Source organism: Devosia sp. A449 (genome assembly GCF_054489375.1).
Genome location: NZ_JBTMWU010000004.1, coordinates 106,117 through 132,358, shown reverse-complemented (window position 1 = coordinate 132,358; position 26,242 = coordinate 106,117). Strand labels below are relative to the sequence as shown.

Here is a 26,242-nt window from a genome sequence, read left to right as displayed (position 1 = left end):
CCAAGCGAGCAGGCCCGATGATCCGCAATCCATGGATTTACACGCTATTTCTGATGCCGGCGCTGCTGCTCAGCGCCAGCATTGTGCTTGTGCCCGGCCTGCTCACCTTCGTCGTGGCCTTCACCAACTGGAACGGGGCGACCACCCCGGACTGGGTCGGCGGCAGCAATTTCTCCGCGCTGTTTGCCGACCCGGTATTCTGGCGGGCGCTGAGCCACAATATGCAGTGGGTGGTGATCTTCCTGACCATCCCGATGGCGCTGGGACTGCTGATGGCGTCGATCCTGCGCACCCGCAAACGCAGCCATGCGTTGTTCCAGCTCATCGTCCTGCTGCCCTATGTGCTCTCGCCGGTGGCCAACGCCATGATCTGGCAGAATATCATTCTCAATCCGGTGGCGGGCGTGCTGGCCTTCGTCAACCGCATGGGCCTGCCCATGGTCAACCCGCTCTCCGACGTATCGACCTCGCTCTATGCCGTCGCCGCCATCGACGTCTGGCATTTCTGGGGCTATCTCGCCGTGGTGTTCCTGGCCGCGATGCGCCAGACGCCGGATGATCAGCTGGAAGCGGCGCTAATGGAAGGCGCCAATGGCTGGCAGGTGTTTCGCGAAGTGGTGATGCCCAATATCCTGCCGACCATCGGGTTGATGTTCGTCTTCACCACCATCTTTTCCTTCCTCACCTTCGATTACATTTTCCTGCTCACCAAGGGCGGCCCGGCGCGTTCCAGCGAGATATTGTCCACTTTTGCCTATGACTTCGCCTTCACCACCTTCCAGGTCGGCAAGGCGGCAGCGGTGGCCTTGGTCATGGGCTGTTTCGGGCTTGTGGCCTCGATCGTCTATGTGAGCATCAGCCAGGCGAGTATGTCCAAATGAGCCGCGTTCGTTCGGGTCTGTCCCACGGGCTGGCCAATATTTTCCTGGCCGGCGCTGTCGCTGTCTCGCTGATCCCGCTGTTGCTGGTGGCCGTGAACGCCTTCAAGTCGCGCCGCGAGATCATGCAAAATCCGCTGCTGCTGCCTGCCACCTGGGATTTCGGCAATTTCGCCCGGGCCTGGAAAGGCGCCAAATTCTCCATCGGTCTGGTCAACAGCCTGACCCTGTCCAGCCTGACGGTGCTGATCACGCTCACCGCCGCCTCGCTGGCCGCCTATGTGCTGGCGCGGCGCAAGGTGAAGTTCTGGCAGTTGGTCACGCTGTATTTCCTCTGCGCGACCACGGTGCCGATCCAGCTGTTCCTGTTCCCGCTCTACGCGATTTTCGCGCAGCTCGGGCTGGTCGGCAATGTGGTGGGCACTGCCGTCATCCTGTCGGCGCTCAATTTGCCACTGGCGATCTTCCTGCTGCGTGCGACGATCCTGACCATTCCGGTGGAACTGGAAGATGCGGCCTATATGGATGGGGCCGGGCCGTTGCGGATTTTTGTCGAGGTCATCGTGCCGCTGGCGCGACCGGGGCTGATCACCGTGGCGATCATCGTCTGGCTGAATGCCTGGAACGAGTTTTTGATCACCTCGACCTTCCAGCAGGGCCAGTCCAACTTCACCATGACGCTGGGCTATCTCTCCATGAACAATACTCAAGCTAGCGACCAGGGAGCGATGATGGCCGGCGCCTTCATCCTGATCGCCCCCGTCATTCTGTTCTTCATCCTGCTGCAGCGGTTTTTCATCGAAGGCATGACTGCAGGCGGAGTCAAAGGGTAACCCATGGCAAACCTCCCCACTACCGCGCCCGCCGTTCCGCCGGCCCAACTGGTCATCACTGGCCTGAGCAAGGCTTTTGGCAATGTAGACGTGCTACGCGACATCGAACTGAGTGTCGCCGAAGGCGAGTTCATCGTCTTTGTCGGCCCGTCCGGCTCCGGCAAATCCACGCTGCTGCGCCTCATTGCCGGTCTCGACGAGGTGTCGTCCGGCGGCATTGCCATGGATGGCCGCGATGTCACCCGCCTGCCGCCGGTGCAGCGTGGCGTGGCCATGGTGTTCCAGAGCTACGCGCTCTACCCCCATCTCAGCGTGCGCGACAATATTGCCTTTGGCCTGAAGATTTCCGGCATGCCCAAGGCCGAGCGCTATCGGCGCGCCGAACAGGCCGCGCGCCTGCTCCAGCTCGATCCCTATCTCGACCGCAAACCCAAGGCGCTGTCGGGCGGGCAACGGCAGCGCGTCGCCATTGGCCGCGCCATCGTCAAGCAGCCGCGCCTGTTCCTGTTCGATGAACCGCTGTCCAACCTTGATGCCGAGCTGCGCGTGCATATGCGGCTTGAACTGGCCAAGCTGCACATGGATCTGGCCACGGCCATGATCTATGTCACTCATGATCAGGTCGAGGCGATGACGCTGGCTGACCGTATCGTGGTGCTGCGCGACGGCAGGATCGAGCAGGTCGGCGCGCCGCTCGAACTCTACGAAAATCCCGCGAACAGCTTTGTCGCCGGGTTTATCGGCTCACCCAAGATGAACTTCTTTGCCGCGCAGGTCAGCGGCCAGACCGGCGCAGCGGTCACCTTGCAGGCAGTGACCTTCACCCGCGCCATTGCCGATATCCCGATGGCCGCTCCGCTTGCAGTTGGCGCGCCGGTAACCCTGGGCATCCGCCCCAACCATGTGACGCTGACCGCAGCGGGGCAAGGCGATCTCGACGGCACCGTTGTCGCCGTGGAGCGTCTGGGAAATATAGCCTATGCATATTTACAGGCTGGAGAAAATCATAACATCACCGTTGAAGTGCCGAACAATACGCCATTCCGGCCGGGGCAAACAACTGGCCTGCTTATGGATCGGAAATGCTGTTTCGTTTTTGCAGAAGACGGAACACGTTTGGCATGACAGGGATGAACGGGTGAATTGGAGGACGCACAGGTGGCAACAATCAAGGACGTAGCCGCCAGGGCACAGGTTTCTCTGTCGACGGTTTCTCATGTCATCAACAAGACCCGCCTGGTCTTGCCAGAGACGGCGAGCCGGGTGGAACTGGCGATTGCCGAACTCGGCTATCAGCCCAATTCAGTCGCCCGCTCGCTGAAGTCAAAAAAATCCATGACGATTGGCATGTTGATCACCAACACGCGCAATCCATTCTTTGCCGACGTCCTGCATGGCGTGGAAGAGCAGAGCTTCAATCGCGGTTACAGTCTCATCCTGTGCAATACCGAGGATGAAGAGCTGCGCCAGACCGCCTATCTCGACACGTTGCGTCAAAAACAGGTCGATGCGCTGGTGGTCATGACCACCGATCAAAACGCCTGGCACTTCGACCTCAAGAAACAATTCGCCGACGTTCCCACGGTGTCCCTATTCACCTCGGCCAAGGGCGTTGACCTGTCCATCTCCGACGATTCCTTTGCCGGCGGCATGCTGGCGGCGACGCGGTTGATTGAGGCCGGGGCCCGCCAACTGGCTTGCATCAGCGGTCAGCTGAATCACCGCCTGATGGCGGCTCGGCTGGCGGGGTTTACCGCGGGTGCCCACCGCGCCGGCCTGACGATACCCGACGACCGGGTGATTTACGGCGATTGGTCGCTTGAGGGCGGCTATCGAGCCATGGCCGAGTTGCTGAACAACCCGCAGGGGCACCCAGACGGGGTGTTCGCCATGAACGACATGATGGCGATCGGCGCATTGTCCCGGTTACACGAGGCAGGGGTTGCGGTTCCTGATGATGTGTCCCTGATCGGCTATGACGACATCGCTTTCGGCGCCTTCACCCAACCGCCACTGACATCGATCTCCCAGGGCGGCATCGAAATCGGCCGCCTCGCGATCGACTCTTTGCTCCGGATCATCGACGGTTTGGGTGTCGCGGAGACGGAAATTCTAGTCACGCCAAAAATCACTGAACGGAAATCCGTGCGCATGGAGTAACCCCATTCCCGAGCGGGTTTCGTTCCCTTTGGACAGCAGTCCATCGGAACTATGAGCACAGAAGCAGCCGTTCTGTCGCTATTTTGCGAAGGGCTCGGGCAGCGGGATTCGCAGATGGCGGGACAGCTCGTTCAACCTCGCCAAGGCGCCCGGACGTAGGGCGATACCGTGTTGCAGCGCGTGGCGCTTACGAGCCAGCGCCTGTTCGCCGGGGAGGCGGACGGCGGCGACATCAGGATGGGGTCGTGCGCCGTGGCAGAGCCGGACCAGGGCGTCGGTCTGGTCGGTGAAGTCATCGAGGCCGCTAAAGGCGGCGGGGTCGATCACCTGCACGAAGACCGAGGCGCTCCAGCGCGGTTCGGCATTGGCGCGACCATAGCCCGAAAGCCCCTGCGACAGTGCTTCGACGGTGAGCGCCATGCCATAACCCTTATGGCCATGATCCTGCCCGCCGGTGAGCAGCATGCTGCCGGGTGGCAGGGCAGCAAGCACCTGCGGATCGGCGGTCGGCGTGCCGGCATGATCCTGCAGCCAGGGGCCGCGTAGTTGTCCACCCTCGGCGGCGGTGCGGGTGACCATGCCATTGGTGGTGATTGAGGATGACATGTCGATCAGGATCGGTGCGCCGCTGGTGGGAATGCCCACCGCGACCGGATCTGGGCCCAGGACCGCATCGAGCCCGCCAAAGGGGGCGACGGTGACCGATTGGGGGTCAGAGCTGGCGATGATGAGCATCAGGCCCTGCCGCGTGGCGCGTTCGAGATAGGCTTGCAGGCAGGCAGTGTGATGCGCGCGGCGGATGCTGACGGCGCCGAGGCCGAATTGGCGGGCCTTGGCGGCGGCGACATCGATGGCCGACGCGATGAGGCTGACACCGCTGAGCCAGCATCCGTCCCAATGGGCAATGGCGGCGTGGTCGCGCAGAATGATCGGTTCGCCTACGCCGAGCATGCCGCCACTCTCCAGCTCGGCCACATAGCTGGCGAGCAGGTTGACGCCATGAGTATCGTGGCCCAGCAGGTCGGCTTCGACCAGCAATTCGGCGACCACGCCGGCCTCATTGCCGTCCATCCCCGCCTGGGTCAGGGCGCGGGCGGCGAAGTCGATCAGCGCCGCGCCGGGAACATTCACAATCGGGTGCCGTCCTGACCGAAGAGATGCGCCCTTGCGGCATCGAAACCCAGGATCAACGTCTGTTCCAGCCTCACTTCGGTATCGCCATCAATGGCGGCAAACACCGTGCCGCCGTCGCTCTGCACCTCGACGATGGTGGTGTCGCCGAGCCGTTCGATGAGGCGCACCTGTCCGCTGATCGGGCCATCGGCCTGCGGCACCAGCAGATGGGGGCGAATGCCAAAGGTCAGGACGGCGCCGGCGGCCAGCCCGCTGGTGGCAATCGGCAACACGGTCTGGCGCAGCGCCGGCGAGGAGACGGTGACCGAGCTGGCAGTCACGGCGTCGACCGTCACCTTCATCAAATTCATCTTGGGAGCGCCGATGAAGCCGGCGACGAACAGATTGGCCGGGTGATTATACAGCTCCATCGGCGTGCCGACCTGCTGCACCTCGCCGAAATTGAGCACCACGATCTTGTCGGCCATGGTCATGGCTTCCACCTGATCATGGGTCACATAGATCATGGTGGCGCCCAGCTCGACATGCAGCTTGGACAGCTCCATGCGCATATCGACGCGCAAGGCGGCATCGAGGTTGGAGAGGGGTTCGTCGAACAGGAACACCTCGGGCTGGCGGATGATGGCGCGGCCGATGGCGACGCGCTGGCGCTGCCCGCCGGAGAGCTGGCTGGGCTTGCGCTGCAGCAGTTCCTCCATTTGCAGGATGCGCGCCACCTCGCGCACCCGCCGCGCCCGCTCCGGCTTGGGAATGCCGGCCAGGCGCAGTCCGAAGCCGACATTTTCCTCGACCGTCATATGCGGATAGAGGGCATAGGACTGGAACACCATGGCGACGCCGCGATCACGCGGCGCCACATCGTTGCAGCGACGCTCGCCGATGAAGACATCGCCACTGGTGATCTCCTCCAGCCCAGCAATCATGCGCAACAGGGTCGACTTGCCGCAACCTGATGGACCCACGAACACGACGAATTCGCCATGTTCAACGGCCAGGTCGATGCCCTTGATAATTTCGACGTTGCCGTAGTTCTTGCGGACATTGTTGAGTTGCAGTCCAGCCATGGTGTTCTCCTCGACCCCGGGGCCGCCTAGGCAGCCAGTTCGATGACGTAAACGCTGACCGATGCCTTGGGCAGGGCGATTCCCTTCAGGCTCGGCACTGGGCTCTGCTGCACGGCAAAGACATCCAGATTGGTGGAGTCGATGGCGGCGTCGAGCTTATCCGGCGCGATGCGGTGGCAGATGACGCCCTGCGCAATAGCCCCACCCAGATCGATATCCACCGAGGCGGCATTTTCGATATCGGTGTTGGTGACATGGACATAGACCGTGTTGCCGGCCCGCGAGGCCGAGACGACGACCGCGTCATTGGCGCTATCGGCCTTGAGGCCATGGGTGCCGGACTGGGTCTTGAACAGGCGCATGACATGGCCTACCGGCAGCAGATAGGGCTGCTCGCGCGGCGAGCCCAGCAGAACGGCGTTGACGGTCCAACTGGTGCCGGCGAAATCGGCGAGCGTGCAGATGTCGATAATGTCGGAATGCTGCTCGAACAGCGTCAGGCAGCGGGCATGATAGACGCCTGAGAGCCATTCGCGCAGCAGCTCGATCTTGTTATGCGGCTGCAGCGACAGATGGCCTTCGGTAATGGCGAGCTTGAGCTTTGGATTGGCCTTGGAGACCACCGCCCGCGCATCGAGCAGCTTGGTTTCCACCACGCGATAGATGGCGTCCAGTTCCTTCCAGGTCTGCTTGACGTCCTGCTGGTAGCGCCGGCCCTGCAGCACGGTATCCTTGACCACGGGCTGCTGGTTCATCATGTGCAGCGCCACCATGTCGATCTGGTCGCCTGCCGCCTCGATCAGGTCGGTGGCCCACCAGTCATTGGTGTCGCGCTCCATGTCACCCCAACCGATCAGCACGATCTTGGGATCGCGCGCCCGCATCGCATCGGCAAATTCGCGGTAGTGGCGGGCGTTTTCCTGCGAGGTGAAACGTTCGCCTGCCTTTGGATAGGAGGTTTCGTTGCCGATCTGCCAGGTCCGGACATTCCACGGCTTGTCGCGGCCATTGGCCTTGCGCTCGGCATGGTCGGGGTCGTTGCAATAGCTGACCAGATCCGCCGCTTCCTGCGCATCGCCCGAGCGCTGTTCGCCGCGCGCGGTGTTGATATATTCGGGCCGGCCATCGGCGGCGAAGTTGATCGCCATGATCGGCTCGGCGCCAACCGCCTCGCAGAAGTCGAGGAATTCATGCACGCCGACGCGGTTGGTTTCGACGCCACCCCAGAGGTAGTTGAACATGGGCGGGCGCTGGCCGGGCTCGCCGACGCTTTCGCGCCACTTCCAGAAACTGGTGAGAATGCCGCCCCAGCGGATGGACGACGGCGCGAGATCGCGCACCACGGCGACAAAATCGTCGCGCCATTTGTCTTCCAGAATGTCCCAGCAGGCCTCGACCGAGGAATCCGTGGTGCCGAGCGGCTCCATGAACTGCATGTAAAGCCGGGGTGAAATCTCGTGACGGGGACTGACGTCGACCTTAATGGTGGCCATGAATAAGCTCCTGAATAACGCGGTTTACTTGATGCCCGCAGTGGGGCGCATGCCATTGACGATCCAGCGCTGTCCGAACAGAAACAGGATGATCATGGGCAGTGAGGTGAAGAAGGCGGCCGCCAGAATAACCGTGTAGTTGATGATCGCCGCGTCGGAGGCCGACAGGTAGGATACCGCCACCGGCACCGTCATCGAGGCCGGGGAATTGGTGATGATCAACGGCCAGAGGAAGTTGTTCCAGCTATATAGCGCGCTCAGCACCGACACGGTGATGATGGCCGGTGCGGCGAGCGGCACCATGATGAGACGGAACACCTGAAAATCGGTCGCGCCATCCATGCGCGCCGCCTCATCCATCTCCCTGGGCAATTGCTGGAAAAACTGACGCAGGATGAAGATCCCGACGACGCGCGGCAGTCCGGGCAGGATGACGGCATAGACCGTATCCACCAGTCCCAGATTGGCCATCATGTCATAGAGCGACAGCACTTCGAGAACGCCGGGCATCATCATGGTGATGAGCACCAGGAAGAAGACGAAATCCCGGCCGATCCAGCGAAGCCGGCCAAAGGCATAGGCCGCCGGAATATCGAGCAGCAGGATGCCGACGACCTGGGCCACCATGATGACCGTGCTGTTGAGCATGGCCTGCGGGATGCTGACCCCGCGCCCGGCATCGGTGAGTACGCGCCAGTAATTGTCCAATGTCCAGTTGCTCGGAATGAGCTGATCCTTGAGGATTTCCGAGGACGGCGCGAAGGAGAACAGGATCAGCGAGGCGACGGGCAGCACCCAGAGCAGTGCCAGCACGAACAGAATGATCCAACGCAGCGTCGTATTGCGTTTCATGGCCGACCCCTAGCGCTGGCGGAAGACGCGGAACTGCACGAGAGACAGTGTCGCGATGATGAGGGTGATGATGACGCCGATGGCGGCGGCGCGGCCGATGGCGAAGCTGCGGAAACCTTCTTCGTAGAGCAGCATGGTGAGCACTTCGGTGCTGCCGAACGGGCCGCCACCGGTCATGATCAGAACCTCGCCGAACACCTGAAACGCCTGCACCAGAGACAGGATCATGACGATCAGCATGATCGGCTTGAGCAGCGGCAGGGTGATGAAAAAGAAGTCCTGCACGGCATTGGAGCCATCGAGATTGGCGGCCTCATAGAGGTCGTCGGGAATGTTCTCCAGCCCGGCCAACAGGATGATGACCATGAAGCCGACATTGATCCACAGCGTGATCAGGGCAATGGCCACCAGCGCCCAGCCCGGCTCGGACAGCCAGGCCTGATCGGGCAGATTGAGCAGGCGCAAAATCTGGTTGATGGTGCCGGCCTGCGGCTCGAACAACCATTTGAAGGCGATGGAGGCCACCGCCACATTGACCACCAGCGGGAAGAAGAACGCGGTGCGGAAAATGGCGATGCCGGGGAGCTTGCGATGCAGCAGCACCGCCAATACGACCGAGATGATCATGATCATCGGCACGAAGATCAGCGCGAATTTGGTGGTGGTGATCAGGGAGTCCCAAAAGCGCTGATCGGCAAACAGCGAGGTATAATTGCCGAGCCCAACAAAGCCATTGGATCCGAAAATGCCCCAGTCGAACAGGCTGATATAGACAGCACGGACAATCGGGTAGCCAAGGAAGATGGCGAAGACCACGAGATACGGGCCAACCAGCAGGAACGGGAACAGACGAGAGCGTGCTTGCGACATGCTGATAGCTCCACCCTGGGGCACAGGCAAATGGGAACCCGGCGCAGCAGCGCCCGGCTCGCGGCAAACAGGGAGCCGGCTGCCCGAAGGCAGCCGACCCTGGGAGGGTTACTTGGAGAGCACGGGCGGGATGGCCGCTTGGAGCTTGGCGACCGCCTGCTCGATGGTGGTGCGGCCGGCATAAAACTCTTCGAGCGTCTGCTGCACCACCCGGTCGACCGCCGGCTGATTGACCAGCGGCGCGGGGAAATGCGCCGTCTCGATCGAAGCCGTGACGGTCATCTGCTCGGGCAGCGCCTTGTAGGCGTCGCTCTCGATCACCGAATATTGCGGCGAGACCTTGCCGGTCTTGGCCCATTCGACGCCGTTTTCACCGATCCACTTGATGAAGGTCAGGGCATCGGAACGGGCATCTGGCGAGGTGCCCCGAGGGATCAGGAACTCATGCGCCATGGCAAACACCGCAGGCTCGTCGCCGAAGGTGGGGAAGCCGGCAATGCCGTAATTGAGCCCGAGATCGCGGGCCGCGGCCTGGAACACCGGCAGATCGGTGATCTGGGCTACGGTAATGCCGATTTTGTTCTGCGCGAACAGCTTGGTGGCATCGGGCCCGATATCCTTGGCGGGGGTGACGCCAGCATCGATATAGCTCTTCAGCTCGGTCAATACCTTGGTGGCGGTCGCCGCGAAAGTGTCGGAAAGCCCGGTCATATCGGCATTGTAGAGGCTGTCTTCGTACTGCCAGTAGATGCTGTAGAAATTGCGGAAGGTGCCAGAGCCGGTGAGATTGAAGAACAGGCCGATCTTGTCGGTGCCCAGCGCGGCAATCGCCTTGGCGTCTTCCATCAGTTCGGCGCCGGTCGCCGGTGGCGCTTCGGGATCGAGCCCGGCTTCGGTGAACAGATCCTTGTTGTAATAGATCGAGCGCGGGAAGATTGAGATCGGCACGCCATATTGCGCGCCATTGAAATTGCCGGCTTCCCAGGCCTTGGGAACATAGTCTTCCTGATGAATGCCTGCGGCGGCCAGCTCTTCTGCGGTGAACGGATCAAGCGCGCCCTGATTGGCATAGACCGGCACCTGATCGGAATTGACCACGGTCAGAGCGGGCGCCCGGCGCGACGCCATGGCGACCGACAGCTTGGTGTTGAAATCGTCCCACGGAATGATCAGCAGCTTCACCTCGACACCGGCTTCCTGGCCGGCGGAAGCGTTGAAGGTCTTGACCAGCTCATCGATGGCCTCGCCATCCGGTCCGCTGAACAAGGTCCAGAATTCGATGGAGCCGGCAAAAGCCCCCGTCACGCTAAAGCACGAAGCCGCTGCGCCGAACAAGGCAGCGCGCAAATAACCCAGCTTTGACCTGGATCGCTTGGATTTGGTAGCGAGCATTATTCCCTCCCTTGGAACCGGACCCGTTTTCGGGTTCGTTGCTAAATAGAGCTAATGCACATTAATATACCAGTCAATGATACAGCTAATAAATTTTACCTTGCATGCCAGACACGGCGCTGCTTATGCTCCGGACAGCGCGGGAAAAGCCGCGCGCAGATCGGTGAGAACGCACTGGAAATGTCTGAAATCAGGGGTAAATCAGCGCCGAGGGCGCGCAAATCCTCGCCGCCGCCACGCGATGCGAACCGGGCCGCCGCAACTTGGCGTCTAGTATACCAAGAGGTGCGCGAGGACATTGTCGCCATGCAGATGCAGCCCGGCGACAAGATCAGCGAGAACGATCTGGCGCGCCGTTTCGGGATAAGCCGGACCCCGGCCCGCGAGGCGATGCAGCGTCTGGCTGATGAGGGGCTGGTGGAGATTTTCCCCCAGTCCGGCACCTTTGTGGCGCGCATTCCCTATGAGGAACTGCCTGAGGCGATGGTGATCCGCAAGGCCTTGGAAAAGACCACCGCCAGCATGGCCGCGACCATGGCCACCCGCAGCCAGGTGCTGACATTGGCATCAGTGATCGAGCAACAGCGCGAGGCCGCCGAGGCCGACAATCCCAGTGCTTTTCACCGGGGCGACGAGCTGTTTCATGCCAAACTGGCGGAGATTGCCGGCTATCCCGGCATCTGGAAACTGGTGCTGCAGGTCAAGACCCAGGTCGACCGCTTCCGCCGGCTGACGCTGGTATTGCCCCACCGCATGGTCGGGGTGATCGACGAGCACACCAAGATACTCGCCGCCATCGAGCGCGGCGACGCCGAGGCGGCCGGACAGGCAATGATCGAGCATCTCGATAGCGTATTGCCGGCGCTCGACCAGATCGAGCAGACTGCCGAAGGCAAGCCGCTGGTGGGCGCCTGAGCGCCGCCCGTCGACACCGCACGCCGAGATGACTTAGGTAATGGACTTTAGCGCCATTACCTAAGTAGCGGACCCATGTCGCGGCAGAACGAACCCAGTGCATCGGCGGCACCAGAACGGACGCGGCGCGTGACCATGACCGATGTGGCGCGCGAAGCGGGCTGCTCGCAGGCAACGGTGTCCTTCGTGCTCAACCAATCACCTGGCATCAAGCTGGCCGTAGAAACAAGGCAACGCGTCATGGAAGCAGCGCGCCGCCTTGGCTATAGCGCCCCGCTTGCCGCCACCGTGAAGCGCGAGTCCGCCGTGCGGCGCATCGGCTTTCTGGTCGACCAGTTGGCAACCAGCCCGGAGGCGGCCGTGGCGATCGACAGTGCCAGCGCCGCAGCCCGCGCCGCTGGCGCGATCCTGCTGGTGTCGCAAACCGCCAATGACCCGAGAACGCAAGTGGAAGCTGTGCAGGCGCTGGTCGAGAGTGGCGTCGCCGGCCTGATCTATATGAGCATCTTCACTCGCGAAATCGAACTTCCGGCCGAGATCGCTCAGCTCGACATTCCGGTGCTGCTGCTCAATTGCTACACCCAGAGCCAATCCCGCCCTGCCGTAGTGCCCAGCGAGTTGGCCGGCGGCCAGCGCTGCACGCGCCATCTGATCGAACAGGGTCACCGGCGCATCGCCACCATCACCGGGGAAGTCTGGATGGAGGCGGCGCAGGACCGGCTCAAGGGCTATCGTCGTGCCTTGGCCTCCGCCGACATTCCGTTTGACCCCGACTATGTGATCGAGGGCGATTGGTCCGCCAGCGCCGGCTATGTGGGCACCCGCGCCTTACTGGCGCTGCCCAATCCGCCCACGGCGATTTTCTGCCAGAATGATCGCACCGCCATTGGCTGCTATCAGGCGCTGACCGAGGCCGGGCTGAGCATTCCACGCGATATGTCGGTGCTGGGCTATGACGACGAGGAAATCTGCCGGCACCTGCATCCCCGCCTGAGCAGCGCTATCCTGCCGCATCGGGCCATGGGCCAGTGGGTCATCCAACAGTTCACCGCCGGCGTACCGCCGGCCCCGCGCTACCCGATCACCCGACTGGAATGCCCGCTGGTCGAACGCGAGTCGATTGCACCACCCCGTTAGCCGGCGCGCGGCGGTGCAATCGATTGGCGGGCAACGAACTCGCATTCGATCTTGATCTTCTGCAGCCGCTCATCCTGATCGGCGCTATCATAGCCGTCGAGCAATTGCCCGACCGCCCACCGCGCCATTTCGTCATGCGGCAGCACCAGGGTCGAGAGCGGCGGATCGAGAAAATCGGCGAGATCATCATTGTCGAAGCCGACCACCGAGAGATCTTCCGGCACGCGCAGACCCAAAGCGCGGGCGGCGTCATAGCAGCCCATGGCCATGCGATCGTTGAAGCAGAAGATGGCCGTGGGCGGACTGGGTTGCGCCAGCAGCGCCCGCGCCCGCTCGCGCCCGCCGCGCAGCGTCCAGCCGCCCAACGACACTAGCGCCTCTTCCACCGGCACGTTGAAATCGGCCATGGCCTGGCGAAAGCCCTTTTCGCGATCGACCGAGGCTTCGAGGAATTCCTCGCCGGCCAGATGGGCGATGCGGCGGTGACCGGCCTTGAGCAAATTGGTGGTGGCGGTGTAGCCGCCGACGAAATCGCCCGGCACCACCGAGGGGAACCGCAGCTCGCGTTCAAAGCAGTTGAGCAGCACCAGCGGCAAGGCGCTGAACATGTCGGGGACGCTGAGCTGCCGGGTGATCAGGGAGCCATAAAGCACGCCGATGGCCTTCTGGCCGATCAGCAGGTCCAGCGCCGCCTGCTCCAGCGCCGGATTGGAGCCAGTGCAGAAGGTGGCGATAGTGACATCCTGCAGCGCCGCCTCGTCGCGCGCGCCTTCGATGAAGGGCGCGGCAAACGGGGTGGTCGAAACTTCGTCGATGAACAGGCCGATGACCCGCTTGCGGCCTTCGGGCACCGGATGCGCCCGGCCCCGGCGATAGCCCAGCGTATCGGCCGCATCGATGACGCGGCGGCGGGTTGCCTCGGAAATCCTTGTATTGGGGACGCCATTGAGCACCAGCGACACGGTGGCCTGGGACACCCCGGCCAGCTCGCCGACTTCCAGCATGGTCGCACGTTTTTCCACTGCTACCGTCCCCGCTCCCTGTTGGCACAAGCCAATGCCCCAGCCGCATACGCCCCTTGGCGGGACGGGATCAAGCCCGCAAATCCACTTGCCAGATTAGCGGCACGATCATAAGGTGATAATAATATTACTAATACTTCTGAGGATATGATGAACAACGCCGGCCCCGCCCGAGTCATTGCCCCCCAAATGTCATCGCGCCGCAGCCTGTCGTTGGACGGCGCCTGGCAGTTTCGCCATGAAACTGGCCCCTGGCGCCCGGCGCAGGTGCCCGGCCCGTGGCAGGCCGAATTCTCCGATCTGGTCGATACCAGCGGCAGCGCCGTCTACAAGCGCAGCTTCATACTGCCCGACGGCTGGGAGTCCCAGCAGTTGGCGCTGAAGTTCGGCGCGGTCAGCTATTTCTGCGAAGTTCTGCTCAATGGCCAGTCAATTGGCAGCCACGAAGGCGCTTATCTGCCGTTCGAGCTGGAGCTGCCCCCCGACCTGCTCCGGCCGCAAAACGAGGTTGAGGTCCGGGTGGTCATGCCCTCTGCCGACCATCGCGCCTACCCCGATTTCCCCTTCGGCGAAATTCCGCATGGCAAGATGAGCTGGTATGGCCGCATTGGCGGGCTGTGGCAGTCGGTCTCGCTGGAAGCCCGCGATGCGCGCCGCGTGACCGAGGTGGAGATCACCGCCGGCATGGATGGCGTCATGCATGCCACGCTCGGTTTCACCGACGCCGCCATCGGCCTGCCGGTCAATATGAGCATCAGCGACAGCGCCGGCCACATCGTGGCCGAAACCAGCTTGACCGCCGCCCAAGCCCTCACCGTATCGCTGAGCGTCGCCGAGGCCAGACTGTGGTCGCCGGACACGCCCGCGCTTTATACGCTGACCGTGACCCTCGCCGATGCCGACAGCGTCTCGCACAATTTTGGCTTCCGCAGCATCGAGACCCGCGACGGCAAGATCCTGCTCAATGGCGCGCCGCTCTATATGCGCGGCGCGCTGGACCAGGACTATTATCCCGAAGGCATCTACACCCCGCCCTCGCTGGAATTTCTCGAGGATCAGGCGCGCAAGGCCAAGCATCTCGGCCTCAACCTGCTGCGCTGCCACATCAAGGTGCCGGATCCACGCTATTACGAGGTAGCCGACCGCTTCGGGCTGCTGGTGTGGACCGAAATCCCCAACGTCGCCAATTTCACCACCGCCTCGGCGCAGCGTATGCGCGACACGATGAGCGGCATTCTGGCGCGCGACCGCAACCATCCCTCGATCATCGCCAGGACCATCATCAATGAGGATTGGGGCACGCGGCTGGTAGAAAATGCCGAGCACCGCCAGTGGCTCAAGGACATGTATGACTGGCTGAAGGCAGAAGACCCGACCCGGCTGGTGGTCGACAACTCGGCCTGCTTCCCCAATTTCCACGTCAAGACCGACCTCAACGACTTTCACTATTACCGCTCGGTGCCCGAGCGCCGCCAGGAATGGGACGACATCACCTCTCAGTTCGCCGCTGGCGCCGACTGGACCTTCTCGCCGTTGGGCGATGCGGAGCGGCGGGGCGATGAACCTCTGATCGTCTCCGAATTCGGCGTCTGGGGCCTGCCCGACCCCAAGCTGCTACGGCGCGAAGATGGCAGCGAACCGGACTGGTTCGAGACCGGCGCCGTCTGGGGCGATGGCGTCGCCCTGCCCCACGGCATCGAGCAGCGCTTCGCTGCGCTCGACCTGCAGCGCAGCTTCGGCTCCTTCGATGGCTTCATCGAAGCGGCTCAGTGGTATCAATTCGCCAATCTGCGCTATGAAATCGAGACCATGCGGCTGCACCAGTCGATCATGGGCTACGTCATCACCGAATTAACCGACGTGCATTGGGAGGCCAATGGCCTACTCGACATGGAGCGCAATCCCCGCGTGTTCCATGATGTATTTGCCACCATCAATACGGATATCGTCATCGTGCCGCGCCCCTCCCGCTATGCGGCGCGGAGCGGCGAGACCCTGGCTATCGCGGTGACACTGGCGAGTGGTGGCCAGACCATCCCGGCCGGCGCAACCTTGCGCTGGAGCGGCGACGCCGAGGGGGCGCTCACCGTGGCTGGACTGGGGACAGTATCGACCGTCAGCCATGATCTATCCATTACCCTGCCAACCAGCAGCGATAACCGCATGGCCAAGCTCGAATTCACGCTGGAAGCCGCCGACGCCATCCTGGCGCGCAACAGCTGCGAGATCGCGCTTTACGCAGAGCGGCAGTTGTCGGAGCTGGCGGCAATCGCCGCTGCCGATCCCCAGCTGGCGGACTTCGCCCGTGGGCTGGGCTATCGCATCGTGCCGGCGGCAGAGGCCGATGTGGTCCTGTGCCACGCGGTGGCCGGTGCCGATATCGAGGCGATCAAGGCGGGCGCGCGCTATGTGATCCTGGCCGATGGCACGGTGCCGACCCACAACAATCTGCGCACCGACATGCCGGACGGCGAGCTGCCGCATCGCAGCATCGTCGTCGATGGCAAGTCCTTCCGCCCCAGCCTCGATCAACATTTGCCGGGCATTGGCCTGGTCGAACGCGATGGCACCATCTGGCGGGGCGACTGGATCGCCGGCTTCAGCTGGCTTCGCCGCGAGGGCGCGTTTGCCAGCATTCCGGGCGGGCCGATCTTCGACCTCAGCTTTTCCGACGTGGTGCCGCATCATCTGCTCACCGGATTCCGGCCCTGGGAATTCGGCAATAACGTGCATGCCGGCATTGTCGTCGGCTGGGTGCACAAGCCCGCCGCCATCATTGCCGAAAAGCGCGTCGGCCGGGGTGGCGTCGTCGCCACCAGCTTCCGGCTGACCCGCGAAGCACCCGGAGTGGACCCGGTCGCCGCAGCGCTGCTGGATGCTCTGATCCAGACCGCACAGACCATGCCGGTCGACCACGGCTAATCTGGGATGGAGCGGCGGGGAGGCCACTATGGCCGTTCCCGCCGGCATCACCCAGGTCAATAACGCCTATTGCATCGTCTTCTGCTGTTCTCACGCCAGGCGGCCATGATGACCAGTGTCCGCCCATTCAAACGTTTTGCCTAATGTGCCGCATCATGCTGGTGGTGCTTGCACTTGCTGTGGTCGGCCAGGATATCGATGACCTTGCAGGTCTCGACCCGCCCATGGCTGCACCCCTCTACCATGCGTTCGAGCTCGGCTTTTAGCGCTGTCAGGCCGGCGATCTTGTCCTTCACTTCAGCGAGGCGCGCCTTGGCGATGACGTCGGCATCGGCGCAAGACTGCTCCGGTCGATCCTGTAACTGCAGCAGGGTCCGGATCTGGTCGATCTCGAAGCCCAACTCCCGCGAATGCCGGATGAAGCTCAGCCGCTCGATATCGGCCTTCTCATAGGCGCGGCGACCGCCCTCGGTGCGCGGTGGCGGCAGCAGCAGTCCGATCTGCTCGTAGTAGCGGATGGTCGGCACCTTGACCCCGCTCGCCTCCGAAACCCTGCCGATAGCGATGCCATTGCTCATTTTGCGCTTGCTCCTATAGCCACTGGAGGATGTACGCCTGAGTTCTGGATTGCAAGGAGCGGGCCGAATGGATGCAGAAATCGATACGACACGCTTTCGTGTCGAGGGCATGGATTGCGGTGCCTGTGCAGCCAAGGTCGATACCGCTGCGCGGCGCGTGGCCGGCGTCGAGGACGTCTCCGTCTCGGTCATGAACGGCACGCTGACGGTCAAGCACGCACCCGGCGCCGACCTGCAGGAGATCGTCACCAAGGTCGGCAATCTCGGCTATCCCACCAGGCCTATCCGGCCGTTGGAGGTCGAACCATCGTCGGCGCAAATCGCCGGTCATGTCCACATGCACGGTGATCGTAACCATGACGAGGGCCTCCCCTGGTGGAGAACCCGGAAAGCCATTCTTACCCTGGCATGCGGCGCGGCTTTGCTGGCCGCTTATCTGATTGGCCGGGTGCAGCCGGAGATCGGCCACTGGTCGTTCGTCGCGGCGCTGCTGGTAGGACTGGTGCCGATCGGCAGACGCGCCGTGGCTGGGGCCATGGCCGGCTCGCCATTCTCGATCGAGACGCTGATGTCGATTGCAGCCATTGGGGCCGTCTTCATCGGGGCCACCGAGGAGGCGGCAACGGTCGTGTTGCTGTTTCTCGTCGGCGAATTGCTCGAGGGCGTGGCGGCCAGTCGCGCCCGCGCCAGCATCAAAGGGCTCGCAGATCTGGTGCCCAAGACGGCATTGTTGGTCGAAGGCGGCAGTGTCAGGGAAGTGCCCGCCGCAAGTCTGGCGCTGAAGGCGGTCGTCATGATCCGGCCCGGCGACCGCATTCCGGCCGATGGCGAGATCGTTGATGGTAGCAGTGCTATTGACGAGGCGCCGGTGACCGGCGAGAGCGTGCCGAAATCCAAGGGGTCGGGCGATCAGGTGTTCGCCGGCACCATCAATACCGATGCGGTGATCAGGATCAGGGTGACGGCCAAGGCTTCGGACAACACCATCGCGCGCGTCATCGCTCTGGTGGAGGAAGCCCAGGAGAGCAAGGCGCCAACCGAACGCTTCATCGACCGGTTTTCCAAGGTCTATACGCCAGCGGTCCTGGTGGTGGGCGCCCTGATAGCGGTCGTCCCACCCTTGCTGTTCGGTCAAGCCTGGGGCGAGTGGATCTACAAGGGGCTGGCCATCCTGCTCATCGGTTGCCCCTGTGCATTGGTGATATCGACGCCGGCCGCAATAGCTGCCGCTCTGTCGGCCGGTGCGCGCCGTGGTCTGCTGCTCAAGGGTGGCGCGGTGCTCGAGCAGCTGCGCACCGTCACCATGGTGGCGATGGACAAGACTGGCACGCTGACCGAGGGCAAGCCCAAAGTCACCGACATCATCGGCGTCGGTCGACCCGAGGCCAAGGTGTTGTCGATGGCGGCGGCGCTGGAGACCGGGTCGAGCCACCCCTTGGCACTCGCAATATTGGCCAAGGCAAAGACCGACAAGGCGCCGATCCCACCGGCTTTCGACATGAAGGCGGTGCCCGGTAAAGGCGTTCTGGGCAGTGTGGGCGGAGAAAGGGTGTTCCTTGCCTCGTTGACCGCCGCCATGGAGAAGGCCGCTATCTCCGGCGACCTGCGGACCCGAATTGACGCCTTCAACGACGCGGGCAAGACCGTCTCGGTGCTTCTCATCGATGATGAAGTGGCCGGCGTTTTCGCGATCCGCGACGAGCCCCGGCCTGACGCCTGGGCGGGTGTCGACGCTTTGAGGAAGGCCGGCATCGGCACGGTCATGCTGACCGGCGACAATCAGCGAACAGCCGCCGCTATTGGCGCCGCGCTCGGCATGGACGTGCGCGCTGGGCTGCTGCCCGAAGACAAGCAGCGCATCGTCCGCGAACTCCAGGCGGCGGGCAAGGTGGTGGCAAAAATTGGCGACGGCATCAACGACGCCCCTGCATTGGCCGCCGCCGACATCGGCATCGCCATGGGCGGCGGCACCGACATCGCGTTGGAGACTGCGGACGCAGCCGTTCTGCACGGACGGGTGACAGATATCGCCGACATGATCGGACTGTCCAAAACCACGATGGCCAATATCGGCCAGAACATCACGATTGCGCTGGGGCTCAAGGCCGTGTTCCTGGTCACGACGGTGATCGGTGTCACTTGGCTGTGGCCCGCCATTCTCGCTGACACCGGCGCCACCGTACTCGTCACACTGAACGCCATGCGCTTGCTGGGTTGGCGTGGGGCGACCTACGTAGGCGCCGCTCGTAGAGGCTTCAGCAACCTGTCGGCAACAGCCTCAGACAACCAGTGAGGCGGCCAGAGTTTCAGCAGCGATAATGCCAAATACGCTAGCCTTGGACAGGCCGCCCGAATAGCCGGCAAAGCTGCCGCCTTCGAGGCCTCCTGTCGTTGCGCCGGCGGCCAGCAGGCCTTCGATTGGGTGTCCGGCCTCGTCGAGAACCTGTGCCTTCTCGTCAGTTAGTATGCCGCCCATGGTGTATGTAATGCCTGCACAGATCGGCACCGCGTAGAACGGCCCCTTGCTGATCGGCCAGGGCTCATAAAGTTCATTTGTGCGCGGCACGGCAAGCTGTGCGCCCGTCCGCAATGATAGGTTGTATTGACTGACCGTGTCCGTCAGCCGCTCGGGCGGCAGGCCAAGCTGGGATGCGAGTTCGTCAATGCTGGGGGCCGACACCATCGTCCCGCCAGCGGCAAGCAGATAGGGATTGGCTGGCAGCAGCCAGTTCTGCCCCGGCCCGTTCCAGATCGCCGCATCAAAGACCAGATATGTCGAAAGTGGGTCCGGCAGCCGGGCGATGGCGTTGCTGGCGCTGATGCCGCCGAGCCCCTCATCGCAAAAGCGGTTGCCGGTGCTGTCGACGAGGATGCCTGCGGTGGCAAGGGAGTCGAGCACCGGAAACGGCCACAAGCCTTCATCGCCCATCGCGTCGCGATGATGCAAATGTCCATAGAATGCCGCCATGCCGACCAATTGGGCGCCGACGGCACGGGCCATACGAATGCCCGCACCGCGCCCGGTCCGCGCATTGCGCATCAGCAGACGCTCCGGCGCGGTCGTAACGAATTCGGCGAGCAGGTCGTGATCGGCCTGAAAGCCCCCATCGCAGAGCAAGACGGCCCGCGCATGAAGGACCTTTTCAACGCCGCGATGGCGCACGATCACGCCTTCGCAACGCCCCGCTCGCATGATCAGGCGTAGCGCTTCGTGACCAAGCTCGATCCGGCCGCCGCGCCGCGTGAACGCATCGACCAGCGTTCGCAGCATGACGTCCCCGGCCCGGCCGCGCCAATGCAGGCCGGTGCGGCGCACGCGCGGTGGCGCGAGCGAAAACTTGCTCAGGCCATCGGGGCCTGCTTTCATGAAGGTGACGCCCTGTTCGCGCAGCCAGTCGATGGCAAATCGCGCGCGACCGCCCAATGCGGATGCCAGCGCCGGAATGCCCTCACCGCGCGTCACCCGGGCAATTGAGGCCACGACATCATCGGCGGGGCGGACCATGTCATCCATGGTGATGTGGAACAGGCCGCCCGAGATCCGGCTATTGCAGGCATAAAGTTCGCTCTCGCCTGCCTCCAGCACGCAGACACTCAGGCCCAGTTCGGCGGCACGGTTGGCCGCCGATAGTCCGGCCAACCCTGCCCCGACAATCAGGACATCGGCTATCATCGGGGCATCAGCGCATCGGAGAGGATGCGCAGCACCTCGACATAGCTCTGAGCAATCAGCCACAGCACGGCGCCGCCGACGAGGCCCGCGCCCAGCCAGAACAGCGATGCGCCCTGCCAGACCATGGCGATTGTCGCAAGGAGCGGGACCAAGCCAAGCAACCCGGTCAGGACTGTGCCCCAGCGTACCAGGAAGTTCACGACGGGATAGGAAGGCAAAATGGTCTTGGTCATGTCATTCTCGTCCTGCATGGCCGGCGACGTTCCGGCGTGCCCCGGCCTGCCGCGGATAGCAGCAAGCCGGAATCTGTTGCAATTTTGGAAGTGTCGGAGCGATCAGGCCCGCTGGTAGCCTTCAAGCGAGGCGTCGTCGACGTCGGGCAGGTTGACCACGATATTGTCCGGCGTGCGGGTCGTCAGCCAGAGCAGGTCTTCGGTCGTGCTCATGTTGACCTCCACATGCGGCATGAAAGGCGGTACGAAAACGAAGTCGCCCTCCACCATATCGATCCACTGCGCATAGCCGGGGCCATAGTAGATGCGGCCATGGCCGCGCAGCACGTAGCCACCGGTTTCAGCTTCGCCATGGTGATGCGGCAAAGAACGATAGCCGGGCAGATTGCTTACCTTGCCGAACCAGATCTTGGTCGCAGGGGTATGCTGGGGGCTGACGCCCGAGACCCGTAATGCGCCGCCGGACTGGCCGGTTTCGGTGTATTCCCGACCCTTGCGGGTCACCACTGGTACAAGTGCTGCCATGCTATTTCCTTCTTGCTTGGGTAATTCTATTCCGCAGGATCCGCCGCCTCGACACTCGCTTCATCGCTCTCGGGCTGCGCCGAGGCGGATTGCGCCATGGCGGGCTGGCCGTTGAGGTTGAGCATGATGCGATCGGCAACACCGATGATCTCGTTGCGCACCACGGACTCGTCGGCCGCGTCGAAAACCGGACGGGGGATTGCGAAAACGATGCTGCCGACCACGCGCTGATCGCAATCGAACAGCGCAGCGCCCACGCCGACTGAGCCCGAGGCAATTTCCTCAAGCGTCACGCAGGCGCGCTGCTTGCGGAGGCGGGTCATGTTCACTCGAAACTGCTTCCAGTCGTCGCCGAGACCGGCTTGGCGGATGTCATCGACATGGCGCAGCATCAGGCTGCGCAATTGATAGGGCGTCAGATTGGCCAATATCACCTTGGCCATTGCGCCATAGAACATCGGCAGCGGTTTGCCGCGTTCATAGATCGGGTCCAACGACTTGTCGGGCCAGGTGGTATGCGAACAGATGACCCGATTGCCGTAATAGCGCGACAATATCAGATTGTAGCCCAACCGCGCACCGGCCTCGGCCATCACCGGCTTGGCCACCGATAGCAGGCTGTCTGAGCGCCGTTGCAGACGGCCCAGTTCCAGAATACGCGCGCCGAGACTGTAGGCCCCGCTGGATGACTGCACCAGAAGGCCCGCATCGGTCAGGCTCTGCAAATAGCGGTAGGCGCTGGAGCGTGAGGCGCCTGTCAGCGCCTCGACCTGCTCAGGAGTGACGATCGCTGTCGCGTCGTCGAACAGGTTGAGTATCGATAGCGTCTTGTCGAGGCTGTTCATGCCGGCCTTGTGCTCCCAAGTGCTGAAGTCGCCATTTCAATCCGATCTCCGACTAGCACGTTTCCACATTCCGTTCAGGCAGGGATCGGGGTCGACGCGCCTGTTCCGGAGAACTCCGCCAATGAAAGACTTGTATCAAATCCCATAATATGAGACAAGCTACAAAAGTCGTTAAATAGGATTGATAGAAATTCCTATTCTAACCGATTGAATCCGGAGGCTTTATGCGGTTCGTTTCGTTCGCCAGCGATGAGGGGATTCGGCTCGGTGTCATTCAGGACGCCATGGTTGCGATTCTGCCGAATTCGGTTGGCGATTTGGCCGATATCCTCGCTGCAGGCTCCTCGGGTATGGACCGGGTTCGCGCCAGCCTCGCGACGGCGAAATTGCCGCTGGTAGCGCTTGCCGATATCGAGCCATTGGCGCCACTCACGCGGTTTCGTCGTGATATCCTGTGCACCGGCTGGAACTATCACGCTCATTTCGATGAAAGCGTCGGCAAGCGCGGGGCCAACGAAGTCGAGCGCCCTGCCGCGCCAACCTTCTTCACCAAGGCGCCGAGCGTTGTCATCGGTCCGCGCGATCCCATCGCCTTCGATGCCGCCCTTTCCCAGTGCTGGGATTACGAGGCCGAAATCGCCGTCATCATCGGTCAGGACATTTTCAGCCCGAGTGTCGCGGAAGCCGAAGCCGCCGTGTTCGGTTACTGCCTTGCCAATGACGTTTCCCAGCGCGACCTGCAGCGCCGCCATGGCGGCCAGTGGCTCAAGGGCAAAAGCGTCGATGGCACGATGCCGCTCGGCCCCTTCGTGGTGACCGCCGACGAGATCGAGCTTTCCGAAGTCACTCTGGAATGCATCGTCAACGGCGAAACGCGCCAGAATGCCCGCGCGTCGCAAATGGCATTCTCGGTGGGCGAGCTGATCGCTGAGCTCGCATTCGGCATGAGCTTGCGCGCCGGCGACCTGGTGCTGACCGGCACCCCAAGCGGGATCGGCTCCGCCCGCGTGCCGCCGATCTATCTTGCCGACGGCGATGAAGTTGTCGTGCGCGCCACCGGGCTGGGGGAGCTCCGCAATGTGGTGCGCGCCACCGACCTGACCCGCAATTCGCCGGTTCCTAGCCGGCTTGTGGCCAGCCACTAGTTCAATTTGGAGTGAGAAAAACGATGATCGTCGAAGAACGGGTATACGTTCTGCACACTTGGGCAGAGATGTCCGAGTATCTGCGCATCTATGAAACCGAGGGGCTATCGGCCCAGCGCCCGATCCTGGGCGGGTTTCTCGGCTATTTTGTCACCGAACTCGGGACCCAAAATCAGGTGGTTCACCTGTGGGGCTATGAGAGCCTTGATGACCGTGCGCGCCGTCGGGCGCTGCTGGCGGCCGATCCGCAGTGGCAGAACTGCCTCAAACAGATCCGCCCGATGATCATGACGATGGAAAATCGGATCATGCTGCCGACATCTTTCTCGCCGATCCGCTCCCTGCCCACCGACGTGCAATAGCGATTGGCTCCGGAGCCCGGGGCATAGCGTCTGCCGGCCCTGAACGGCTTCGAACCAAATCGCGGAAACAGGATAATGGAACTCAATTACTCCTTCCTAGCTCAACACATACCCGCGCTGATGGATGGCGCCTGGATGACTATTCTGTTGTCCTCATCGTCTATCGCGCTTGGCTTTGTCGTTGGCACCTTGCTCGCCGTGGCCCGCCGCTCCTCCTTTCCGGCGCTGAGATTCGTGACGGCGGCCTATGTCGAAATCATCCGCAACACGCCGCTGCTGATCCAGATCTTCCTGACCTTCTTCGGGTTGTCGATGATCGGACCGCGCCTGCCTGCGGCGCTCGTCGCCATCATCGCGCTCACCATCAATACGGCGGCCTACACCTCCGAGATCGTGCGTGCCGGCTTTGACTCGATCAAGGCCGGGCAGTGGGAGGCCGGCGATGCGCTGGGGCTTTCCCGGGCGCAGGTCTATTGGCACGTGGCGCTGCTGCCGGCCATCGAACGGGTCTATCCCTCGCTTTGCAGCCAGTTCGTCCTGCTGATGCTGGCGTCCTCGATCACCTCGCAGATTTCAGTCGAGGAACTGACGGGCGTTGCCAATTATCTCCAGGCGACCAGTTACCGGCCGTTCGAGACCTATACCGTGACGGCCCTCATCTACCTGGCCCTTTCGCTGACGCTGCGGGGCATGCTGTGGGTCGTGGGACAGGTCATCTTTCCGCGCCAGCGTGCGCTGCGCAAGGCGGTGGCGGCATGAACATCCTCTTCAGCCCGACCTATATCGGTTTCCTGTTGAACGGAGCGATGTGGACCATTCTGCTGTCCGCGCTGGGCTTCGTCTTTGGCGGCGCGCTCGGCGGCGTCATTGCCCTGCTGCGCATCTCCCCGAAGCGCTCGGCCCGTTATCTGGCCACGGTCTATATCCAGGTGATCCAGGGCACGCCGCTGATGGTGATCCTGTTCCTCATCTATTTCGGCCTGCCGGCCATCGGACTCAACGTGTCGCCACTGATCGCGGCCACGGTATCGATGACCATCTATGTCAGCGCCTATCTCGGCGAAATCTGGCGCGGCTCGATCCAGTCCGTTCCCAAGGAACAGTGGGAGGCCGCCGAATGCCTGGCGCTCACCCGCACCCAGCGCATGGTCAAAGTCATCCTGCCCCAAGCCATGCGCATCGCGACCCCGCCCACCGTCGGATTCCTGGTGCAGATCGTCAAAAACACCTCGCTGGTGTCCGTGGTCGGATTTGTCGAGTTGGCCCGGTCGGCGCAGCTGATCAACAACTCAACCTTCCAGCCCTTCACCGTCTACATGATCGTCGCCGTCATCTACTTCGCCATCTGCTTCCCGCTCTCGATGTTCAGCCGGAAACTTGAAGCGAGGACCGGCTACGCCAGCAAGAAACAAGGCACGACGCCATGACCAATATTCCAACCAGTTCAGACCGCGCGGACGCCGCGCCAATCGTCTCGCTGTCCAATGTCGTCAAGAGCTTCGGCGCCCTGCTGGTTCTCAACGAAGTCTCGTTTGATCTCTATCGTGGCCAGGTGGCCGCGCTCATCGGGCGCAGCGGGTCGGGAAAGAGCACGGCGCTGCGCTGCATCAACCGGCTCGAAACCGTGCAGGCAGGCACTATCGAGGTCTGTGGCCATCGCGTCAGCGATCCCGAGATCAACCTGCGCGCGCTGCGGCTCGATGTCGGCATCGTGTTCCAGAGCTACAATCTGTTCCCGCACCTGACGATCGAGCAGAACGTCACGCTCGCTCCCCGGTCCGTGCGCAAGCTCGGCAAGGGTGAAGCGCGTGATCTGGCGCTCAAGGCCCTGACCCAGGTCGGGTTGGCCGACAAGGCGGGATCTTATCCCGAGCAGCTTTCCGGCGGCCAGCAACAACGCGCCGCCATCGCCCGATCGCTGGCGATGCAGCCCAAGGTCATGCTGTTCGACGAGGTGACTTCGGCACTCGATCCGGAGCTGACCGGTGAGGTTCTCAAGACCATCGAGAACCTCGCGGCGGACGGCATGACCATGCTCATGGTGACCCATGAAATGGGTTTTGCCCGCCGCATCTCCGACAAGGTGATCTTCATGCATCAAGGCAAGGTGAGGGAGGAAGGACCAGCGTCCATCCTGTCTGCGCCGGCCACAACCGAATTGGCGAACTTCATCGCCAGTGAATTCTGAAACGACAAATAGTCAATAAGG

Annotated in this window: 25 protein-coding genes; 13 read left to right on the top strand and 12 right to left on the bottom strand. The window is 62.6% G+C overall.

The window, feature by feature from the left end:
- Positions 1–17: 17 nt before the first annotated feature.
- From ACX3OW_RS13085 to ACX3OW_RS13070, 4 genes are read left to right on the top strand one after another with little or no spacing between them, the layout of a single operon-like run.
- Positions 18–881: a carbohydrate ABC transporter permease gene (locus ACX3OW_RS13085; protein ID WP_459096224.1), complete on the top strand. Its 864-nt coding sequence runs from the start codon at positions 18–20 to the stop codon at positions 879–881.
- On the top strand, positions 878–1,711 hold the full coding sequence (locus ACX3OW_RS13080) for a carbohydrate ABC transporter permease (RefSeq protein WP_459096223.1): 834 nt from the start codon (positions 878–880) through the stop codon (positions 1,709–1,711). Before ACX3OW_RS13085 ends, ACX3OW_RS13080 begins: the two co-directional genes overlap by 4 nt.
- Positions 1,712–1,714: 3 nt before the next feature.
- The gene (locus ACX3OW_RS13075) at positions 1,715–2,836 is read left to right on the top strand and encodes an ABC transporter ATP-binding protein (protein WP_459096222.1); all 1,122 of its coding nucleotides are present in this window, start codon (positions 1,715–1,717) and stop codon (positions 2,834–2,836) included.
- A gap of 33 nt (positions 2,837–2,869) precedes the next feature.
- Positions 2,870–3,871: a LacI family DNA-binding transcriptional regulator gene (locus ACX3OW_RS13070; RefSeq protein WP_459096221.1), complete on the top strand. Its 1,002-nt coding sequence runs from the start codon at positions 2,870–2,872 to the stop codon at positions 3,869–3,871.
- Between the two features lie 78 nt (positions 3,872–3,949).
- On the opposite strand, the gene ACX3OW_RS13065 is transcribed toward ACX3OW_RS13070, so the two are convergent.
- The 6 genes from ACX3OW_RS13065 to ACX3OW_RS13040 all read right to left on the bottom strand — a co-directional run bounded on the left by ACX3OW_RS13065 (position 3,950) and on the right by ACX3OW_RS13040 (position 10,676).
- The gene (locus ACX3OW_RS13065) at positions 3,950–5,002 is read right to left on the bottom strand and encodes an Ldh family oxidoreductase (RefSeq protein ID WP_459096220.1); all 1,053 of its coding nucleotides are present in this window, start codon (positions 5,000–5,002) and stop codon (positions 3,950–3,952) included.
- Positions 4,999–6,069 (bottom strand): ABC transporter ATP-binding protein, encoded by a 1,071-nt coding sequence (locus ACX3OW_RS13060; protein ID WP_459096219.1) that lies wholly within the window; start codon positions 6,067–6,069, stop codon positions 4,999–5,001. The genes ACX3OW_RS13065 and ACX3OW_RS13060 overlap by 4 nt, the downstream gene beginning before the upstream one ends.
- A 26-nt stretch (positions 6,070–6,095) precedes the next feature.
- Complete coding sequence (locus tag ACX3OW_RS13055) at positions 6,096–7,562, bottom strand: hypothetical protein (protein WP_459096218.1); 1,467 nt, start codon at positions 7,560–7,562, stop codon at positions 6,096–6,098.
- A 24-nt stretch (positions 7,563–7,586) separates the two neighbouring features.
- Positions 7,587–8,414 (bottom strand): carbohydrate ABC transporter permease, encoded by an 828-nt coding sequence (locus tag ACX3OW_RS13050; RefSeq protein WP_459096217.1) that lies wholly within the window; start codon positions 8,412–8,414, stop codon positions 7,587–7,589.
- A 9-nt stretch (positions 8,415–8,423) separates the two neighbouring features.
- A complete protein-coding gene (locus ACX3OW_RS13045; RefSeq protein WP_459096216.1) occupies positions 8,424–9,284 on the bottom strand; it encodes a carbohydrate ABC transporter permease in 861 nt (286 codons plus the stop codon).
- 108 nt (positions 9,285–9,392) lie between these two features.
- Positions 9,393–10,676 (bottom strand): extracellular solute-binding protein, encoded by a 1,284-nt coding sequence (locus ACX3OW_RS13040; RefSeq protein ID WP_459096215.1) that lies wholly within the window; start codon positions 10,674–10,676, stop codon positions 9,393–9,395.
- Positions 10,677–10,856: 180 nt separating this feature from the next.
- Here ACX3OW_RS13040 and ACX3OW_RS13035 point away from each other — a divergent pair, with 180 nt between their 5' ends.
- Both ACX3OW_RS13035 and ACX3OW_RS13030 read left to right on the top strand, forming a co-directional pair.
- On the top strand, positions 10,857–11,591 hold the full coding sequence (locus ACX3OW_RS13035) for a GntR family transcriptional regulator (protein ID WP_459096214.1): 735 nt from the start codon (positions 10,857–10,859) through the stop codon (positions 11,589–11,591).
- 135 nt (positions 11,592–11,726) lie between these two features.
- Complete coding sequence (locus ACX3OW_RS13030; RefSeq protein WP_459096426.1) at positions 11,727–12,728, top strand: LacI family DNA-binding transcriptional regulator; 1,002 nt, start codon at positions 11,727–11,729, stop codon at positions 12,726–12,728.
- Here ACX3OW_RS13030 and ACX3OW_RS13025 read toward each other — a convergent pair.
- Complete coding sequence (locus ACX3OW_RS13025; RefSeq protein WP_459096213.1) at positions 12,725–13,750, bottom strand: LacI family DNA-binding transcriptional regulator; 1,026 nt, start codon at positions 13,748–13,750, stop codon at positions 12,725–12,727. The genes ACX3OW_RS13030 and ACX3OW_RS13025 overlap by 4 nt on opposite strands.
- Before the next feature lie 189 nt (positions 13,751–13,939).
- Between ACX3OW_RS13025 and ACX3OW_RS13020 the strand changes: the two genes are divergently transcribed.
- Positions 13,940–16,672, top strand: a complete 2,733-nt coding sequence (locus tag ACX3OW_RS13020; RefSeq protein WP_459096212.1) for a glycoside hydrolase family 2 protein — start codon at positions 13,940–13,942, stop codon at positions 16,670–16,672.
- Between the two features lie 140 nt (positions 16,673–16,812).
- Here the strand turns inward: ACX3OW_RS13020 and ACX3OW_RS13015 are convergent, their stop codons facing one another.
- Entirely contained in the window at positions 16,813–17,250 is a 438-nt protein-coding gene (locus tag ACX3OW_RS13015; RefSeq protein ID WP_459096211.1) for a MerR family transcriptional regulator, read from the bottom strand.
- Positions 17,251–17,317: 67 nt separating this feature from the next.
- Here ACX3OW_RS13015 and ACX3OW_RS13010 point away from each other — a divergent pair, with 67 nt between their 5' ends.
- Entirely contained in the window at positions 17,318–19,543 is a 2,226-nt protein-coding gene (locus ACX3OW_RS13010; protein ID WP_459096210.1) for a heavy metal translocating P-type ATPase, read from the top strand.
- Here the strand turns inward: ACX3OW_RS13010 and ACX3OW_RS13005 are convergent.
- From ACX3OW_RS13005 to ACX3OW_RS12990, 4 genes are all read right to left on the bottom strand, one after another.
- Positions 19,529–20,923, bottom strand: coding sequence for an FAD-dependent oxidoreductase (locus ACX3OW_RS13005; protein ID WP_459096209.1), 1,395 nt, complete (start codon positions 20,921–20,923; stop codon positions 19,529–19,531). The two genes, ACX3OW_RS13010 and ACX3OW_RS13005, sit on opposite strands and share 15 nt — an antisense overlap.
- Positions 20,920–21,156 (bottom strand): hypothetical protein, encoded by a 237-nt coding sequence (locus ACX3OW_RS13000; RefSeq protein WP_459096208.1) that lies wholly within the window; start codon positions 21,154–21,156, stop codon positions 20,920–20,922. Before ACX3OW_RS13000 ends, ACX3OW_RS13005 begins: the two co-directional genes overlap by 4 nt.
- A gap of 102 nt (positions 21,157–21,258) precedes the next feature.
- Positions 21,259–21,681 carry a cupin domain-containing protein gene (locus ACX3OW_RS12995; protein ID WP_459096207.1) on the bottom strand — a complete coding sequence of 141 codons (423 nt, stop codon included), beginning with the start codon at positions 21,679–21,681 and terminating at the stop codon, positions 21,259–21,261.
- Positions 21,682–21,707: 26 nt separating this feature from the next.
- Positions 21,708–22,526: an IclR family transcriptional regulator gene (locus ACX3OW_RS12990; RefSeq protein WP_459096206.1), complete on the bottom strand. Its 819-nt coding sequence runs from the start codon at positions 22,524–22,526 to the stop codon at positions 21,708–21,710.
- 224 nt (positions 22,527–22,750) lie between these two features.
- On the opposite strand from ACX3OW_RS12990, the gene ACX3OW_RS12985 reads away from it, so the two are divergent.
- The 5 genes from ACX3OW_RS12985 (at position 22,751) to ACX3OW_RS12965 (ending at position 26,221) form a co-directional block, all read left to right on the top strand.
- Positions 22,751–23,671 (top strand): fumarylacetoacetate hydrolase family protein, encoded by a 921-nt coding sequence (locus ACX3OW_RS12985; RefSeq protein WP_459096205.1) that lies wholly within the window; start codon positions 22,751–22,753, stop codon positions 23,669–23,671.
- Between the two features lie 23 nt (positions 23,672–23,694).
- Positions 23,695–24,033: an NIPSNAP family protein gene (locus ACX3OW_RS12980; protein ID WP_459096204.1), complete on the top strand. Its 339-nt coding sequence runs from the start codon at positions 23,695–23,697 to the stop codon at positions 24,031–24,033.
- A gap of 75 nt (positions 24,034–24,108) precedes the next feature.
- Entirely contained in the window at positions 24,109–24,792 is a 684-nt protein-coding gene (locus tag ACX3OW_RS12975; protein WP_459096203.1) for an amino acid ABC transporter permease, read from the top strand.
- Positions 24,789–25,460: an amino acid ABC transporter permease gene (locus ACX3OW_RS12970; RefSeq protein ID WP_459096202.1), complete on the top strand. Its 672-nt coding sequence runs from the start codon at positions 24,789–24,791 to the stop codon at positions 25,458–25,460. The genes ACX3OW_RS12975 and ACX3OW_RS12970 overlap by 4 nt, the downstream gene beginning before the upstream one ends.
- A complete protein-coding gene (locus ACX3OW_RS12965) occupies positions 25,457–26,221 on the top strand; it encodes an amino acid ABC transporter ATP-binding protein (protein WP_459096201.1) in 765 nt (254 codons plus the stop codon). Before ACX3OW_RS12970 ends, ACX3OW_RS12965 begins: the two co-directional genes overlap by 4 nt.
- The last annotated feature ends 21 nt before the right edge of the window (positions 26,222–26,242 follow it).